The sequence below is a fragment of the Promicromonospora vindobonensis genome (genome assembly GCF_042685865.1).
Lineage (GTDB): Bacteria > Actinomycetota > Actinomycetes > Actinomycetales > Cellulomonadaceae > Promicromonospora > Promicromonospora vindobonensis.
The window spans coordinates 1106220-1123336 of the sequence record NZ_JBHUOG010000002.1 but is presented as its reverse complement, the minus strand read 5'-3'; the positions used below and the strand labels follow the sequence as shown (position 1 = coordinate 1123336).

At 72.2% G+C, this 17117-nt stretch carries 16 protein-coding genes; 9 read left to right on the top strand and 7 right to left on the bottom strand.

The window, feature by feature from the left end; all coding sequences use genetic code 11:
• The first annotated feature begins 8 nt into the window (after positions 1-8).
• Positions 9-1505 (top strand): aldehyde dehydrogenase (NADP(+)), encoded by a 1497-nt coding sequence (locus ACFS27_RS18225; protein WP_377185642.1) that lies wholly within the window; start codon positions 9-11, stop codon positions 1503-1505.
• Positions 1506-1537: 32 nt separating this feature from the next.
• Here the strand turns inward: ACFS27_RS18225 and ACFS27_RS18220 are convergent, their stop codons facing one another.
• Together ACFS27_RS18220 and ACFS27_RS18215 are read right to left on the bottom strand one after the other, a co-directional pair.
• Positions 1538-2530 carry an aldo/keto reductase gene (locus tag ACFS27_RS18220; RefSeq protein ID WP_377185640.1) on the bottom strand — a complete coding sequence of 331 codons (993 nt, stop codon included), beginning with the start codon at positions 2528-2530 and terminating at the stop codon, positions 1538-1540.
• 72 nt (positions 2531-2602) lie between these two features.
• Positions 2603-3775, bottom strand: coding sequence for an epoxide hydrolase family protein (locus ACFS27_RS18215; RefSeq protein ID WP_377185638.1), 1173 nt, complete (start codon positions 3773-3775; stop codon positions 2603-2605).
• Between the two features lie 125 nt (positions 3776-3900).
• Between ACFS27_RS18215 and ACFS27_RS18210 the strand changes: the two genes are divergently transcribed.
• Entirely contained in the window at positions 3901-4389 is a 489-nt protein-coding gene (locus ACFS27_RS18210) for a DUF5946 family protein (RefSeq protein WP_377185636.1), read from the top strand.
• A gap of 42 nt (positions 4390-4431) precedes the next feature.
• Here ACFS27_RS18210 and ACFS27_RS18205 read toward each other — a convergent pair whose 3' ends face one another.
• Positions 4432-4881, bottom strand: coding sequence for a MarR family winged helix-turn-helix transcriptional regulator (locus ACFS27_RS18205; RefSeq protein WP_377185634.1), 450 nt, complete (start codon positions 4879-4881; stop codon positions 4432-4434).
• Positions 4882-5066: 185 nt separating this feature from the next.
• Here ACFS27_RS18205 and ACFS27_RS18200 point away from each other — a divergent pair, with 185 nt between their 5' ends.
• Positions 5067-8303, top strand: a complete 3237-nt coding sequence (locus tag ACFS27_RS18200) for an efflux RND transporter permease subunit (protein WP_377185632.1) — start codon at positions 5067-5069, stop codon at positions 8301-8303.
• 16 nt (positions 8304-8319) lie between these two features.
• On the opposite strand, the gene ACFS27_RS18195 is transcribed toward ACFS27_RS18200, so the two are convergent.
• From ACFS27_RS18195 to ACFS27_RS18185, 3 genes are all read right to left on the bottom strand, one after another.
• Positions 8320-8919 (bottom strand): dihydrofolate reductase family protein, encoded by a 600-nt coding sequence (locus tag ACFS27_RS18195; protein ID WP_377185630.1) that lies wholly within the window; start codon positions 8917-8919, stop codon positions 8320-8322.
• Complete coding sequence (locus ACFS27_RS18190; RefSeq protein WP_377185628.1) at positions 8916-9782, bottom strand: metalloregulator ArsR/SmtB family transcription factor; 867 nt, start codon at positions 9780-9782, stop codon at positions 8916-8918. Before ACFS27_RS18190 ends, ACFS27_RS18195 begins: the two co-directional genes overlap by 4 nt.
• Before the next feature lie 75 nt (positions 9783-9857).
• On the bottom strand, positions 9858-10160 hold the full coding sequence (locus tag ACFS27_RS18185) for a hypothetical protein (RefSeq protein WP_377185626.1): 303 nt from the start codon (positions 10158-10160) through the stop codon (positions 9858-9860).
• Positions 10161-10291: 131 nt separating this feature from the next.
• On the opposite strand from ACFS27_RS18185, the gene ACFS27_RS18180 reads away from it, so the two are divergent.
• The 6 genes from ACFS27_RS18180 to ACFS27_RS18155 all read left to right on the top strand — a co-directional run bounded on the left by ACFS27_RS18180 (position 10292) and on the right by ACFS27_RS18155 (position 16643).
• Entirely contained in the window at positions 10292-10504 is a 213-nt protein-coding gene (locus ACFS27_RS18180; protein WP_377185624.1) for a heavy-metal-associated domain-containing protein, read from the top strand.
• Positions 10501-11457 carry a heavy-metal-associated domain-containing protein gene (locus tag ACFS27_RS18175; RefSeq protein WP_377185622.1) on the top strand — a complete coding sequence of 319 codons (957 nt, stop codon included), beginning with the start codon at positions 10501-10503 and terminating at the stop codon, positions 11455-11457. Before ACFS27_RS18180 ends, ACFS27_RS18175 begins: the two co-directional genes overlap by 4 nt.
• The gene (locus tag ACFS27_RS18170; protein ID WP_377185620.1) at positions 11457-13778 is read left to right on the top strand and encodes a heavy metal translocating P-type ATPase; all 2322 of its coding nucleotides are present in this window, start codon (positions 11457-11459) and stop codon (positions 13776-13778) included. The genes ACFS27_RS18175 and ACFS27_RS18170 overlap by 1 nt, the downstream gene beginning before the upstream one ends.
• Before the next feature lie 27 nt (positions 13779-13805).
• Positions 13806-14099 carry a YHS domain-containing protein gene (locus ACFS27_RS18165; protein ID WP_377185618.1) on the top strand — a complete coding sequence of 98 codons (294 nt, stop codon included), beginning with the start codon at positions 13806-13808 and terminating at the stop codon, positions 14097-14099.
• Between the two features lie 23 nt (positions 14100-14122).
• Entirely contained in the window at positions 14123-14464 is a 342-nt protein-coding gene (locus ACFS27_RS18160) for a metal-sensitive transcriptional regulator (RefSeq protein ID WP_377185616.1), read from the top strand.
• 457 nt (positions 14465-14921) lie between these two features.
• A complete protein-coding gene (locus ACFS27_RS18155; RefSeq protein WP_377185614.1) occupies positions 14922-16643 on the top strand; it encodes an HNH endonuclease signature motif containing protein in 1722 nt (573 codons plus the stop codon).
• 240 nt (positions 16644-16883) lie between these two features.
• Here ACFS27_RS18155 and ACFS27_RS18150 read toward each other — a convergent pair whose 3' ends face one another.
• Positions 16884-17108, bottom strand: a complete 225-nt coding sequence (locus tag ACFS27_RS18150) for a hypothetical protein (RefSeq protein WP_377185612.1) — start codon at positions 17106-17108, stop codon at positions 16884-16886.
• Positions 17109-17117: the final 9 nt, after the last annotated feature.

The window sequence follows — 17117 nt, the reverse complement described above, 5'->3', positions numbered from 1 at the left end:
TCGATCCCATGACCGCCACCGCGGCGCCCGAACACTGTGACCCCACCGTCGACGACGTGGCCCGCCACGCCAAGGAGGCGTTCGACGGGCTGGCCCGGACCGCCCCAGCGGTCCGCGCCGCCGCCCTGCGCGGCGCGGCGGCCGCCCTGGCGGACCACGCGGACGAGCTGGTCGCGACCGCCCAGGCGGAGACCGGCCTCGCCGAGGCGCGCCTGCGCGGCGAGCTCAAGCGCACGCAGGTGCAGCTGCGCCTGTTCGCGCACGTGGTCGCGGACGGCGCCTACCTCGACGTCCGCCTCGACGAGGCAGACCCCGACTTCGTCCTCGGCCCCCGCCCGGACCTGCGACGCACCCTCTGGCCCGTCGGGCCGGTGCTGAACTTCGCGGCGAGCAACTTCCCGTTCGCGTTCTCCGTCGCCGGCGGGGACACGGCGGCGGCGCTCGCGGCGGGCTGCCCGGTGATCGTCAAGGCGCACCCCGGGCACCCACGACTGTCCGAGCGGGTCGCGGAGATCGTGGCCGCCGCGCTCGTGACGGCAGGCCTGCCGGAGTTCACGCTGCAGCTCGTCACGTCGCAGGACGCCGGGGTGGCGCTGGTGGACCACCCCGCGGTGCGGGCAGCGGCGTTCACCGGGTCGCAGCGCGTCGGGCAGCTGCTCGCCGCCCGGGCGGCGGGGCGGCCCGAGCCCATCCCGTTCTTCGGCGAGCTGGGCAGCGTCAACCCCGTGCTCGTCTCCGAGCAGGCACTGCGCGAGCGGGGGAACGAGCTGCTCGGCGGGTACGTGGCGAGCGTCTCCGGCTCGGCGGGCCAGCTCTGCACGAAGCCCGGCTTCCTGCTCGTCCCTGAGGGCACCGGGTACGACGACGCCGTCCGCTCGGCGGCGTCGGCCGTGCCGGAGCACAGGCTGCTCAACCCGTCGATCGCGGACGGGTACGAGCGGCGGGTCGCGGTGGTGCGCGCCGTGACGGACCTGCGCGTGGTGCACGGCGGCGGGTTCCGGCGCGACGCCGACGGGCAGGCCTGGGTGACGCCCACCTTCGTCGCCGCGCCGCTCGACCTGCTGCGGAGCGCCGGCGCCGCACTGCTGGACGAAGTGTTCGGGCCGTTCTCCGTGATCGTGGAGTACCCGCCCGGCACCGACCTCGGAGCAGCGGTGGCCGAGCTGTTCCCCGGGAACCTCACGCTGACCCTGCACCTCGGCGACGGCGAGACCGCGGGGGAGCAGGGCGAGCTGGTGACCCGGCTGGCCCGGCATGCGGGGCGCGTCCTGCTCGGGGGCTGGCCCACCGGGGTGGCGGTCACTCCGGCGATGCAGCACGGCGGGCCCTGGCCCGCGACGACCACCGACGGGACGTCCGTCGGCACCGCCGCGATCGGCCGGTTCCTGCGCGGGGTCGCGTTCCAGGACGCCCCGCAGGAGCTGCTGCCCCCGCCCCTGCGCGACGACAACCCCTGGGACGTGCCGCGGACGGTCGCCGTGCGGGGTGATTCGCTGGGCTGGTGACGGCCGGGCCGGCCGGCCGCTTCAGGGCAGCCCTACAGTCCCGTCATGCGAAGCATCGCCTCGCTGTAGCGCTCGCCGCTGACCCGGATCTGCTCGGCACCGGCCGCGATCTCGGCCAGGTCGCCTGCGGTGAGCTCGACGTCGGCCGCACCGATGTTCTCCTCGAGACGGCTGGTGCGACGCGTGCCAGGGATCGGCACGATCCACGGCTGCTGCGCGAGCAGCCAGGCGAGCGCCACCTGCGCCGTCGTGCAGCCCTTGCGCGCGGCGACCCTGCGGAGCAGCTCGACGAAGGCCAGGTTGGCCTGGCGGTTCACGTCGCTGAAGCGCGGGAGACCTGCGCGCATGTCGCCGTCGGCGAGCGTGGCGCCGAGCGCGCCCGTGAGGAAGCCCCGGCCAAGAGGACTGAAGGGGACGAACCCGATGCCGAGCTCCTCGAGCGTCGGCAGGATCTCCGGCTCGGGGTCGCGGGTCCAGAGCGAGTACTCGCTCTGCAGCGCCGTGACGGGCTGGACCGCGTGCGCGCGGCGGATGGTGTCCGCTCCCGCCTCGGAGAGGCCGAAGCGCCGCACCTTGCCCGCCTCGATGAGCTCGGCGACGGTTCCTGCGACGTCCTCGATCGGCACCTGAGGGTCGACACGGTGCTGGTAGAAGAGGTCGATGACGTCGGTGCCGAGGCGGCGCAGGGCGGCGTCGGCCACCTGCCTGATGTGCTCGGGACGGCTGTCCGTCCCGATGCTGCGGCCCTCGTCATCGAGCTCGAAGCCGAACTTCGTCGCGATGACCACCTGGTCCCGCACCGGTGCGAGCGCCTCACCGACCAGCTCCTCGTTGACGAACGGGCCGTAGACCTCGGCCGTGTCGAAGAGCGTGATCCCGCGGTCGACGGCCCCGCGCAGCACGGAGATCATCTCGTCGCGGGTCCCCGGGTTGGGGCCGTAGCCCTGGCTCATGCCCATGCAGCCCAGCCCGATGGCCGAGACCTCGAGGCTGCTCGTTCCGGATCCCAGCGTTCGTGTCTGCATGTGTGGCTCCTCGGGCGTGGGTGGAAGAACGGTGGTGTCGCCGTTCGCTTCGGGGTCGGCGACGACAAGACGTCACGCCCTGCCGGTCCCGCCGCGGTACGGGCGGAAGAACTCGCGCAGCTCCTCGGCGTAGAGCTCCGGCTCCTCGAACGGCGCGAAGTGCCCACCGCGTTCCGGCTCGGTGACCCGCACGGCGTTGGCCGTGCGCTCGAGCCAGGCGCGCGGCGGGCGCACGACGTCGCCGCGGAACACCGAGAACCCGGACGGCACCTCGACCCGGCGCGTGAGCTGCTCCGCGTGGATCGCCGAGTTCGCGTGGTACATCCGCATGGAGGAACCGATGGTGCCCGTGAGCCAGTAGATGGTGATGTTGGTCAGGATCTCGTCCCGGGTCAGGCCGTGCTCGACGCCGCCGTCGCTCCACGAGTGGAGCTTCTCGACGATCCAGGCGGCCAGGCCGGCGGGGGAGTCGTTGAGCGCAGCGGCGGCGGTCTGGGGCTTGGTGCGGTGCATCGCACCGTAGGCGCCCTCGGTCGCGCTCCAGGTGGCGGCCTCCGCGAACCAGGCCCGCTCCTCGCGCGTGAGGGTCGCGGGGTCACCGGCGAAGATCGGCAGGCCCCCGTCCGTGCGGTGCACGGCCGCGACCCGGTCGGGGTGGTCGAGCGCGAGGTACCGGCTCACGTGGCTGCCCAGGTCTCCACCTGCCGCCCCGAACTGCTCGTAGCCCAGCGTTCGCATCAGCTCCGCCCACAGCCCGGCGACGGCGATCGAGCTCAGCGGCGGGCCGGTCGGCCGGTCCGAGTACCCGAACCCCGGCATGTCGGGGACGACGACGTCGAACGCGTCGGCCGGGTCGGCTCCGTGCGCACCCGGATCGGTCAGGAGCGCGACGACCTTCGAGTACCGCCAGAACGAGTCGGGCCAGCCGTGGCTGAGGACGAGGGGCAGCACCGGTCCGGTCGGCGCGACCGCGCGGGCATGGACGAAGTGGATCCCGAGCCCTCCGATCCGCGCGCGGAAGCGGGGGAGCCGCGCGAGTGCCGCTTCCTGGGCCGGCCAGTCGAACCCGTCCGCCCAGTACGCGACCAGCTCGCGCAGGTAGTCGAGGTCGGTGCCCAGCGACCAGCCGGCGTCCTCGGGGGCGTCTGGCCAGCGGGTCATCCGTAGGCGGGTGCGGAGGTCCTCGATCGCCTCGGGGGTGGTCTGCGAGACGAACGGCTCGGGGGCGGGAAAGGTGTCCGGCACGGTGGTCAGCCTACGTCGGCCGTTCCGTAGCCGTCATGGCGTCGACGCGACTGCCCAGCACGGCGCGGACGGGCACCCCGAATCACCTTGCGGGCCACCGTGCCTCAACGCCTATGGTCAGCGTCATGACCGATGGGACTGCCGAGCGCGCCGACACCGAGCGCGCCGACACCGAGTGCGCCGACACCGAGTGCGCCGAGTGCGGCGCCGGAGTGCGGCTCGGTTCGTGCACCGACCTCTTCCACGGGCTGCTGGCTCTCGACCACCAGCGTCTCCAGCCGTGGGGCTCGTTCCACGGGCTCAACGTCGCGTGCTACTTCTTGCAGCATCCATCGCGGACCTCGGCCACCGTGCTGGGTGGGCAGTGGCACGTCGTCACGACGTTCCTGGCCGGCGGGCTTGCCGCCGTGCACGCGCTCGGAGCGGAGATGCTCCGCGCGAATCGGCGGAAGGCGGGTCCGCTGCCCACCTTCGATCCGGCACCGGTGCGCTCGGTGCCCGCCGTGGTGACGATCGCGGACCTCTCGGTCGACGGCACGTTTCCCGCCGACGGCTACGAGGCGCGCATGCTGGAGTGGGCGCGATCGATCCGGGCTGAACGAACCCCTGCCTGACGGTCGCGCGCCCCTCCCCGCTCCGCTTCGCCCCGCCTCCGCCTACGACGCCAGCTTGCGGGCCGCCTCCAGCAGCGCACGGGTGCCCCGCGTGAGCGCGCGCAGGTCGTCGACGTCGAGCAGGGCGAGGAGGTCGGGGGGCAGGTCCTCGTCGTGCGCGACGAGCCGCCGGATCGCCTCGGTGCCTCGCTCCGTGCTGGTCACGCGGCGGACCCGGCCGTCCGCCGGGTCCGGGGTGCGGACCGTCATGCCGGCTGCGGTCAGCCGGTCGAGGATCCCGGAGACCGTCCCGGCGGAGACGCCGAGCGCCTCGGCGAGCCGCTGCGGCGTCGACTCGCGGTCCACCTGCACGAGCGCCAGCGCCCGGAGCTGCTGCACGGTCAGGTCGGTCTCCAGCAGGGGGCGCAGCCGCGTGGCGAAGAACTCCTCGCCGAGCCGGCGGTGCAGGGTGGCGAGCTCGGCGATGAGCTGGTCGCGGGTCTGGTCGGTCACGGGCTGACCCTAACCGGGACTTCACCCCCTTGGGGCAGGGGGGCGGGGCGCCGCGACCGGAACCGAAGTTGCGAGGCGGGAACCCGGGACGGATCCTTTGCGTTAGGCAAAATACTGCGCCGAAGGAGTCGTGGACGACCCGGCGTATCCCCAGCTCTGGAGGCAGTGTGTTTCGTCTTGCCCGAATGTCGCTCGCGAATCGTGCGCTCGTCGCACTCGCGACGATTGCCGTCTTTCTCGTCGGCATCTTCAGCATGGGGCAGCTCCGGCAGGAACTCATACCGTCGATCAACGTACCCATGGTCGCGGTCACCGCCGGCTATCCCGGCACCGCGCCGGAGATCGTCGCGGACCGGGTCACGGAACCGGTAGAGACGGCGGTCCAGGGCATCGACGGCGTCACCGGTGTGAGCTCGACCGTCTCGACGGGCATCTCCGTGACCACCGTCGAGCTCGAGTACGGCACCGACATCGACGCGATCGAGCAAGAGGTGGCCTCGGCCCTCAGCGGCCTGCAGGGCCTCCCGGCGGACGTCGAGCCAGAGGTCATGGCCGGTTCCCTCGACGACCTGCCGGTCGTGCAGCTCGCGGTCTCCGGGGACGGGGACGAGCAGGAGCTGACCGACGCGATCGACTCCGTGCTGGTACCAGAGCTGTCGGGGATCACAGAGGTCCGTGACGTGACCGTCACGGGCGCCACGGAGCAGCAGGTGGTGATCGACCCCGACGACGAGAAGCTCGCCGAGGCGGGCCTCACCGCCGCGCAGCTCTCGTCGGTGCTGCAGGAGAACGGGACCGTCACCCCCGTCGGCGCGGTCACGCAGGACGGCGAGACGAACAGCGTCCAGGTGGGGACCTCCGTCGACTCCGTCAAGGAGCTCAAGAACCTGCCGCTCGTCCCCTCCGCGGGCTCGGCGGCCGCGCCGACCGCGCCGGATGCCGCCCAGGCACCGGGAGCGCCCACGGCGCCCGGCGCACCGGCGGCGCCCGACGCCCCGGCGGGCCCCGCCGACGTCGTGCACCTCGGCGACGTCGCCGACGTGAGCGTGCAGGACGTGGAGCCCTCCTCCTACTCCCGCCTGGACGGTGAGCCGTCGCTCGCGATCGCGCTGACCAAGACGCCGGACGGCAACACGGTGGACGTGTCGCACGCGGTCCACGACGTGCTGGCCGACGTCGAGGACGAGCTCGCCGACGCCGGTGTGAGCACCGCCGTCACGTTCGACCAGGCGCCGTTCATCGAGGAGTCGATCGAGGGCCTGACGACGGAAGGCGGTCTCGGCCTGCTCTTCGCGGTCCTGGTGATCCTGGTGTTCCTGGCGTCGCTGCGCGCCACGCTGGTCTCGGCGATCTCGATCCCGCTGTCGCTCGCGGTGACGTTCGCGGTCATGAACCTGACCGGGTACACGTTGAACATCCTCACGCTCGCGGCCATGACGATCTCGATCGGGCGCATCGTGGACGACTCGATCGTGGTGATCGAGAACATCAAACGGCACCTGTCGTACGGCGAGGACCGGGTGCACGGGATCGTCACGGCGGTGCGCGAGGTGGGCACGGCCATCACCTCCTCGACGATCTGCACCGTGGCGGTGTTCGCCCCGATCGCACTGGTGGGGGGCATGGCCGGCGAGCTGTTCCAGCCGTTCGCCGTCACCGTGGCGATCGCGATGGGCGCCTCCCTCGTCGTGGCCCTGGTCGTCGTGCCGGTGCTGGCCTACTGGTTCATCAAGGTCCCCGCCTCCACGGACGGCGGCGTCGCCCTGCGGGAGGCTGCCGAGCTCAAGGAGCGCCGCGGCGTCTGGCAGCGTGCCTACGTGCCGTCGCTGTCCGCGGCGCTGCGCCGCCCGGCCGTCACCCTGGGTGTCGCCATCGCGCTGCTCGCCGGCACGGTCGCACTGGTGCCGCGGATGGAGACCAACTTCATCGGGGCCGCCGGCCAGGACACGCTCTCCGTGACGCAGGAGTTCGAACCCGGCACGTCGCTGGCCACCCAGGACGAGGCGGCGAGAGAGGTCGAGGCCGTCCTGGCCGACGTCGACGGCGTCGAGACGGTGCAGACCACCGTCGGCTCGGGCGACGGGATGGCCGCAGCGTTCGGCATGGGTGGTGGCGGCAGCAGCGCGTCGTTCGCGATGACGCTGGACGAGGACGCCGACGGCGAGGCCGTGCAGGACGACGTCAGCGACGCGCTCGACGAGGCAGCTCCCGACGGCGAGGTCACGGTGGCCGCCGGCGACGCCGGTTTCGCCAGCACCACCGTCGACCTGGTCGTCACGGCGCCGGACGCCGAAGGGCTGGCCGACGCCGCGAGCGCCGTCGAGGACGCGGTGACGGACCTGGACGGCGTCGACGACGTGACGAACAACCTCGCCGCCGAGCAGTCCAGCGTGCAGGTGACGGTGGACCGGGACGCCGCGGCGGAGGTCGGGCTCACCGAGTCGACGGTCTCCGGCCTGCTGGCCGGCGCGATGAACGAGGCGAGCATCGGAACGATGGACCTGGACGGGTCGCAGCTCGACGTCGTGGTGGCCGGCGACATGCCCTCGACGACCGCCGAGATCGAGAAGGTCGAGGTGCCGACGGCGGCGGGCGTGGTCCCGCTGAGCGACCTCGTCACGGTCGAGAAGGTGTCGGCCCCCGCTGCGGTCACGCGGTTGGACGGCGAGCGCAGCGCCACCGTGGCGGTGACGCCCGCAGGGCAGGACCTGGGCGCGCTGACCGTGACCCTGACGGAGGAGATCGACGGTCTGGACCTGCCGAGCGGCGCAGAGGTGACGATCGGTGGCGTGGCGTCCGACCAGGCGGACGCGTTCGCGGACCTCGGCCTGGCGCTGCTGGCCGCCATCCTCATCGTCTACCTCGTGATGGTGGCGACGTTCCGGAGCATCGGGCAGCCGCTGATCCTGCTGGTCTCTGTGCCGTTCGCGGCCACCGGCGCGCTGGGCGCGCTGCTGCTGACCGGCACGCCGCTCGACGTCGCGGCGCTGATCGGTGCCCTGATGCTGGTGGGGATCGTGGTGTCGAACGCGATCGTGCTGATCGACCTGATCAACCAGTACCGGGCAGAGGGCCGGCCGCTGGACGAAGCGGTCAAGGAGGGGTCGCGGCAGCGGCTGCGGCCGATCGTGATGACGGCTGCGGCGACCATCCTCGCCCTGACGCCGATGGCGTTCGGCCTGACCGGCGGTGGGGCGTTCATCTCCCAGCCGCTGGCGCTGGTGGTGATCGGCGGGCTCGTGTCCTCCACCCTGCTCACGCTGTACGTGGTGCCAGTGATCTACTCGCTGTTCGAGCGGCGCTCGGGCGAGCGCACCCCGAAGCGTGCGGCACGCGCGGCGCGGCGGGCGGAGAAGGCGCAGGCCAAGGCCGCCCACGCGGCGCGGGTCGCCGAGGAGCTGGCAGCGGGAGGAGCGCGCTAGGCTCCGCCCGCCTGCCTCAGCGGACCCGGTCGTAGACGAGCACGAGCGTGCCGTGCTCGCCCGCCGTCCGGCTGACGAGCTCCCACGTGCCGGCGGGCAGCCCGTCGTCGAAGAGCCGCGGCCCGGCCCCGAGGAAGACCGGGAAGATCGCGAGCGACAACCGGTCGACCTGGTCGGCGGCCAGCAGCGCCTTGATCACGCTCGCGCTCGAGAGCACGAGGATGTCGCCACCCTCGGTGGCCCTGAGATCTGCGACCGCCTCGGTGGTCGGCCTGTCGACGATCGTCGCCCGCTCCCACGGCGCCTCGTCGAGGGTCGAGGAGAGGACCACCTTGTCGACGTCGACCAGCCACTTCGCGAAGGCCACGTCGCGCGGGTCGGCGCCCTCCTGGCCGATGACGGAGGGCCAGAACCCGAGGAAGCCCTCGGCGTTCACCCGCCCGAGCAGGGCGGTGGTCGCCGGTTCCCAGAGGTTCGTCAGGTGATCGCGGGCGACGTCGGTGACCGCGTACGGCAGGACCCACCCCATGTCCAGCGGGTCGGCCGCTGCGTAGCGGCCGTCGAGGGAGATGCTCATGTTGGTGACGACCCTGCGGCCGCCCATCTGCTCGCTCATGGTGTGCTCCTCGTGGTGGTGTCGCTGTCTGCGTTGCTGGTCCGGTCAGGGCCCGCGGCGACGGCCGCCGCGAGCTTGTCGAGGCTCTGGCCGAAGCCGATCTCGATGCCCGCGACGAAGTCCGCCGAGTCGACGGTGCTGTGCGTGATGCCGTAGCGGACGTCGAGGTCGGTGCCCGAGTCCGTGGGCAGGAGGCCGATGTCGACGTGGGCGGTGAAGGCGACGCCGCCGTCGGCCAGGAGCGGGGACGACCGGTAGGCGAGGCGTTCGGCGGGCCGGGCGACGTCGACCACCCCCTCCGCGCGCCCGACGACCAGGTCGGAGCCGTCGGCGTCGTCGATGTCCCGGTACTCGAGGGCCACCCGCCCGCCTGGCCGCGCCTCGAAGACGAGCCCGGAGACGCGGAGGTCGTCGGGGGCCCACCACCGGGCGAGCAGCGAGGGCTCGGTGAGGTGGTGCCAGACCTGCTCGGGGGGTGCGGTCAGTGACCGCCGGAACGTGAACGAGCGGTCGTCGGCCCACCCGGGCTGCTCGGCAGCGAGCCGCTCCGCGTGCATGCTGTGGCCGTAACGGTCGAACGTCTCACGCGCGCCGCCGACGTCGTCCGCGGTGGCGGCGAGCCGGCTGAGCGCGGCCGCCAGGTCGCGCAGGGGACCGGGCTGCAGGGCGTAGACCCGGCGCTGGCCGCTGCGCTGGGACGTGACGAGGCCTGCACGCTCGAGGGTCTGCAGGTGCTTGGTCGTCTGCGGCTGGCGTGCGCCGGCGAGCTGGGCGAGGACGCCGACCGGGCGCGGCCGCTCGGCCAGCAGGGTGACGAGCCGCCAGCGCGCCGGGTCGGCGAGAGCGGTGAGGAGGGTGTCCATGGCACGAGTATTCCCTATCGAGAATATTCGTGTCAAGGAATATGTGGTGGTTCCAGGCGGCGCCTGGGGGAGTGCTCAGAACGACGCAGCGCGCCGATCGACCCACTGCTTGGCCTCGACCAGCCCTTGGCCGGTCGCCTCGCGGTAGAGCTTGATCGCCTCGACCCGTCGGTCGGACCAGATGCACCGGTCGATCTCCGCCACCATCTCCGGCGGTATGCCCTCGGCGGCCGGACCCTCGATGCCGAGGTGCTTGATCACCAGGTCCAGCTTGCGTTCGACCCGTTCAGCGGTCCGTGCGGCCGACCGGAGGTTCCCGGTGACGGTGATCGTGGCGAACAGCAGAATGACGAGGGCCGCCGTCGTGATGAGGTCCATGCGCGCACCCTAGCCGCCCGGTCGGGCCGGCCGTGCGGTCCCCTCGCCTTGACCGAAATACACCCGGGGGGTATATGGTACCGTCATACGGCTACCCCCTAGGGGTAGCAACGAGCGGAAGGAAGATGACGATGGCGACGACCGAGTACCAGGTGACCGGAATGACCTGCGGGCACTGCGAGACGGCGGTCCGTGGCGAGGTGGGCGGGCTTCCCGGTGTCGAGCACGTCGACGTCAGCGCCGCGACCGGCAGGCTCGTCGTCACGAGCGGCGCCGCGCCGGACGACGCGGCGGTCCTGGCCGCGGTGGACGAGGCCGGGTACGAGGCGGAGCGCGTCTCGTGAACGCGCCCCAGCGCCTGGGCGTCTACGGCGCCGGCCTCGTCGCGCTGTTCGTCGCGGCGTTCACCGTCGCGGGCCTTGTCGTGCCCAAGGCGTCCGTGGCCGCCTGGTCGACGACGGCGGAGGAGGCCGGCGACCCGGACACCATGGACATGGAGATGGGAACGGACGTGGGCGCGGACATGGAAACGGAGCAGGAGGCGGGCGAGCACGCACGTGACGCCACGGCGGCCCCGGTGCGCGGGCTCGCCCTCGAGCAGGACGGGCTGCTCCTCAGCGCGGTGAGCGCTCCCGACCGGGTCGGCGAGGACGGGACGCTCTCGTTCTCGATCACCTCGGCGGACGGTGGCGCAGTGACCGCGTTCGAGACCGAGCACGACAAGGAGCTGCACCTGATCGTGGTGCGCACCGACGGGACCCGGTTCCGGCACGTGCACCCCGAGATGTCGGCCGACGGCGTCTGGTCCGTCCCGTGGACCTGGGACGCGGCGGGCAGCTACCGGGTGTTCACCGACTTCGTCCCCGAGGTGACCGGTGAGAACGTGACGCTCGGCCGCACCGTCGACGTCGGCGGACGGGCGGCACCGGAGCCCGCGACGTCGGTCTCCACGAGCGACACCGTCGACGGGTACACCGCAACGCTCACGGGAGACCTGGGTACCAGCGGTGACTCCATGCTCACCGTGACGGTCACGCAGGACGGCGAGCCGGTCACCACGCTGGAGCCGTACCTCGGCGCCTACGGGCACCTCGTCGCTCTGCGCGACGGCGACCTGGCCTACCTGCACGTGCACCCGGAGGGTGACGAGCCGGCGCCCGGTTCGAGGTCCGGCCCCGACATCGGGTTCATGACCGAGGCCCCCACGCCGGGCCGCTACCTGCTGTACCTGGACTTCAAGGTCGACGGGGTGGTGCGCACCGCGCACTTCGTCCTGGACGCGACAGGGAGGGAATGATGTCCGACACCACATCCCGGACGGACGAGCCGGGAACGACCGTCGACCTCGAGATCGGTGGCATGACCTGCGCGTCGTGCGCCATGCGGATCGAGAAGAAGCTCAACCGCCTCGACGGGGTCAGCGCCACAGTCAACTACGCCACCGAGAAGGCAAAGGTCACGGCCCCTGCGGGCTATGACCTGGGCGCCATCGTCGCGGAGGTGGAGAAGACCGGCTACACCGCGGCGCTCCCGGCGCCGAAGGAGGCCCCGAAGGGCGGCGGCGACGCCGTCGACGCGCGGGACGACGAGCTCCGTTCGTTGCGGAACCGGCTGATCACCTCGATCGTGCTGGCCGTGCCGGTGATCGCCCTCGCGATGGTGCCCGCGTGGCAGTTCACGTACTGGCAGTGGGCGTCGCTCGCGCTCGCCGCGCCGGTGATCGTCTGGGCGGCGTGGCCGTTCCACCAGGCCGCGTGGACCAACCTGCGGCACGGCGCGGCGACGATGGACACCCTCATCTCGCTCGGCGTGTCGGCCGCGTTCCTCTGGTCCCTGTACGCGCTGTTCCTCGGCACCGCCGGCGTACCGGGGATGACGCACGGGTTCGAGCTGACCATCGCGCCCTCCGACGGTGCCGCCAACATCTATCTCGAGGTGGCCGCAGGCGTCACGATGTTCGTGCTGGCCGGGCGCTACTTCGAGAAGCGGTCCAAGCGGCAGGCCGGCGCGGCGCTGCGGGCGCTGCTCGAGCTCGGTGCGAAGGACGTCGCCGTGCTGCGCGGCGGGACCGAGACCCGGGTTCCCGTCGAGGACCTTGCCGTCGGCGACGAGTTCGTCGTGCGGCCGGGCGAGAAGGTGGCCACCGACGGCGTCGTCGTCACCGGTTCGTCGGCGATCGACGCCTCGATGCTCACGGGGGAGTCGGTCCCCGTCGAGGTCGGGGTCGGCGACACCGTGGCAGGGGCGACCGTGAACTCGGGCGGCCGGCTGGTCGTGCGTGCCACGCAGGTCGGCTCGGACACGCAGCTGGCCCGGATCGCGCAGCTCGTCGAGGACGCGCAGTCCGGCAAGGCGGAGGTCCAGCGCCTCGCCGACCGGGTCTCCGGGATCTTCGTCCCGGTGGTCATCGCGATCGCCGTCGGCACCCTCGGCGTCTGGCTCGGCGGCGGGTTCCCCGCGACCGCCGCGCTGACGGCCGCCGTCGCTGTGCTGATCATCGCCTGCCCCTGCGCGCTCGGGCTGGCGACGCCCACCGCGCTGCTGGTCGGCACGGGACGAGGGGCTCAGCTCGGCATCCTGATCAAGGGTCCCGAGGTGCTGGAGTCCACCCGCAGGGTCGACACGGTCGTGCTGGACAAGACCGGCACCGTCACCACCGGCAAGATGACCCTCCTCGACGTCGTCCCGGACGCCGGTACGAGTCGCGAGGAGCTGCTCCGGCTCGCCGGTGCCCTGGAGGACGCCTCCGAGCACCCCGTCGCGCAGGCGATCGCCAAGGGCGCGACCCAGGAGGTCGGCAGCCTGTCGGCCCCGGAGTCGTTCGAGAGCGTCCGGGGACTGGGCGTGCAGGGCGTCGTCGACGGCCACGCAGTCGTCGTCGGCAGGGAGGCCCTGCTCGCCGACTGGTCGCAGTACCTGCCCGTGCACCTGGCCCAGGCTAAGGCTCAAGCTGAGGGTGAAGGTAAGACCGTCGTGGCGGTCGGCTGGGACGGTCAGGCCCGCGGCATCCTTGTGGTCGCCGACCGGATCAAGCCGACCAGCGCCGCCGCAGTCGCGCAGCTCACCGCGCTCGGGCTCACGCCAGTGCTGCTCACGGGCGACAACCGCGCGGTGGCGGAGCAGGTCGCCGCCGAGGTGGGCATCACGGAGGTCATCGCAGAGGTGATGCCACAGGACAAGGCGGACGTGGTCGCCCGGCTGCAGGCGGAGGGCAAGGTCGTCGCGATGGTCGGCGACGGCGTGAACGATGCCCCCGCCCTCGCGCAGGCCGACCTGGGCCTGGCCATGGGCACCGGAACGGACGCAGCGATCGAGGCCGCCGACATCACCCTCGTGCGCGGGGACCTCGGCTCGGCCGCTGACGCGATCCGGCTCTCGCGCCGCACCCTCCGCACGATCAAGACGAACCTCTTCTGGGCCTTCGGGTACAACGTCGCCGCGATCCCGCTGGCCGCGCTCGGCCTGCTCAACCCCATGCTCGCCGGCGCGGCGATGGCGTTCTCCAGCGTCTTCGTCGTCGGCAACAGCCTCCGTCTGCGCTCGTTCTCGAGCCGTACGGCGGCCCCCCGCGTCCGCGCTGCGTCCCGGCCGGAGGCCAGGACGCTGCAGGACGCCTGATCACCCACCAACGAAGGGAAACCCACCATGGGAAACGACCACGACCACGGCCAGCACCAGCCAGGCGGCCAGGCCGACGGCGGCCACTGCGGCGGCCACGGACCCTCGGCCGCGACGAGCCACCCCGGCGGCAACCTCCTCGGCCCGACGGCCGACGAGCTGGCCGAGTGCCCCGTGATGCGCGGCAGCACCGTGATCAAGACGGAGGCAGAGGCCAAGGGTCTGTTCCGCGACTACGAGGGCCAGCGCTACTGGTTCTGCTGCGCCGGATGCGAGGCCCCGTTCGACGCCGACCCCGCCAGGTACGCGGCGGCGGTCTGACCTGAGATGACACCATGGGAACCATGACCGAAACAGGATCCCCTGGCGCCCTTGGCGTGAACGGGGAGGGTGACGCACAGGCCACCCATGGCTACATCACCGACAAGGCCAACTATCTCGCCCGGCTCAAGCGCATCGAGGGCCAGGCGCGCGGGATCCACCGGATGGTTGACGAGGAGCAGTACTGCATCGACATCCTCACGCAGGTGTCGGCCTTGACCAAGGCGCTGGAGAGCGTGGCGCTCGGCCTGCTGGACGACCACCTCAAGCACTGCGTGGTGGACGCCGCCCGGACCGGGGGCGCCGAGGCGGACGCCAAGGTCAAGGAGGCCTCCGACGCGATAGCGCGGCTCGTCCGGTCCTGAGGGCCCGGGTTCTGCCTCGGCGGGCGGGGGTTCCCTTGAGACCGTCACCTCCTGTCGGCGGTCGGCCATCTGTGGGCCGACCCCCGACACGAGGTGGCGGTCACCCCTCTCGCGGTCGCCCCTCTCATGGTCGCGGCCTGCGGCCCGGAGAGGACGAGACGCAGGTGCTCCGCTGCGTGAGCACCGCCGACGTCGCCGTAGGGCGCGGTGCCAGCGGCCTGTCGTGCCACTCGTGGTCCGGGGTGTTCTTCAGCGCATGTTCTTCAGCGCGCCCGGTCCGTCGTGTGTCGGCCGCGCCGTCGGAGGCCTCCTTGACCTCTTCGGCCATCGGCTCGAAAAGATATCCACAGATCCCTTGTCCACCCAGATATGCGGACAGATGTTCGATAGAATCGGGTGGTGGTCATGAAGTCATGACCCATGGCACTCGACGCCGGTGGCGGAAGGGGTGGGGGCGATGGCGGCAGGCCAGTACGACGGTGCGGGTCCGCGCTCCGTGGAGGACGTACTGACGGAGATGGACGGGCTGCTGGACGAGCTGGCCCGGTCGGTCACCGCGGACGATGTCGCGCTCTCGGGTCTGGTGGGGGTTTCGGCGCGGTTGCGGGTGGTGGGTGCTCGGGTGGATGCGCTGCGGTGGTCGGTGCTGCCCCGGATCGAGGCCGCGGGGCTGTGGGCGCGGTCCGGTGCTCGGACGTTCGCGGTCTGGCTCGCCCGCGCCGAGGACGTGCGGACCACGACCGCCAGGTGTGACGTGCGTACCGCTAGGGCGTTGCGTGACCACCTTCCCGCGACCTTGACCAGGGCGCTCGCCGGACGCATCAGCCAGGACAAGGTGCGGGCTCTGGTCGATGTCGCGACCACCAGCCCGGAGCGCACCCAGGCCCTCAGGGCGCCGGCGGTCGACCTGGCCACCACCGGACCGGGCACCACCGGACCGGGCACCACCGGACCGGGCACCACCGGACCGGGCACCACCGGACCGGGCACCACCGGACCGGGCACGGACGGGCCTGCCGCAGACGGCACGGACGCCGCAGACGCGGACGGGCCCGGCGCCGGTGGTGGCACCGGTGGTGGCACCGGTGGCGGGAGCGATGGTGGGGTCGACGACTCGACGACGCAGAACGCTCTCCCACCGGGGGTCGGGTTCCCGACGTGGGAGGAACAGCTGCTGGACTGGTCGACCGGCAACGGACCGGACCGGTTCCGGGGTCTGGTGCGCTACTTCGCGCGTCACGCCGATCCCGAGGCCGACGAGCGTGGTTACCTCAAGGCCAAGGACCGTGAGTACCTGGATGTCTCCCCGACGCTGGGCGGGTATCACCTGTCCGGGTTCCTCACCGAGGAGCACGGTCTGGTCCTGACCACCGCGATCGGTGCGGTCATGGGCGCGCCGGCCACCGGTGACGACCGCACTCCCGGACAGCGTCGCGCTCAGGCCCTGGCCGATATCGCGCGCGTCGTGCTGGACAACGCCCACACCGGTACCGGGGCCTCCGTGCGGCCGCACCTGTCGGTCACCGTGTCCTGGACCGAGCTCCAAGCCCTGGCGGCGAAGAAGCAGATCGGCGAGGCCCGACCCACCCCAGGCACCACCGCACCAACCGGCCCCAGCACCACGTGCATCACCAGCACCAGTCCCGGCGCCACGGGGGGTAGCGGCGCGGGCCTGGCCGGTACCGGTACCGCGGGTGTGGTCGGGCTCAACGGTCTGGGCGTGCCCGCGATCAAGACACCCGCGGTGTTCACCGAGACCAACCATCCGGTCCCGACCAGCCTCCTGCGCCGCCTCGCGTGCGACAGCCAGGTCACCCGCATCGTGTTCGGACCCGACTCCCAGGTCCTGGACGTCGGCCGCACTCAGCGCACGGTCACCGGACAGCTACGACGGGCCGTCATCGCCCGCGACAAACACTGCGTCCTTGGCCAGTGCGACCAGCCGCCCTCACGCTGCGAGGTCCACCACGCGGTACGCCACTGGGCCGACGGCGGCGAGACCAGCGTGCACAACGCCGCCCTGCTCTGCTGGTATCACCACGACCTCGTCGACAGCCAAGGCATCACCATGCACTTCGACAACGGTTGGCACTTCACCGACCGCAACGGACACCCACACCACACCACCAGCCACACCACCAGCCACACCACCAGCCCCGGCACCAGCCCCGGCACCTGACCCGCCAGCACCCGTTCCGCACACCGCCCTCCATGCTGGCGCCCGAGCCGCCCGGCAGGTGGACGCGGACCCGTGGTCGGGGGTCGAGGGCGTCCACCCTGGCGTAGGGCCCGAGGTGGGTCCTGGGCTTGGCGGCATGCGGACAGGGCAGACCAGGGGAGGGCTCTACGGGTGCTCATCATCGGCCGGTCCCGCTTGACGGCGGTACCCCCTAGGGGTATACAGGGACGTATGAGCGAATCACACGACCACGCCGGTCACGGCGGTCACGTCGACCACCGGGTGCGCGCTGACCACACGGACCGTCAGGACCGCACGGGCTCCACCGGTCACGAGGAACACCAGGGCCACGTGGATCAGGGAGATCACGCCGGTCACAGCCATGCTGACGACAGCGACCACGCGCAGCACCGCGACCACAGCGGTCACGGAGAGCACGCCGGCCATGGAGGCCACGCCGGCCACGGCGACCAC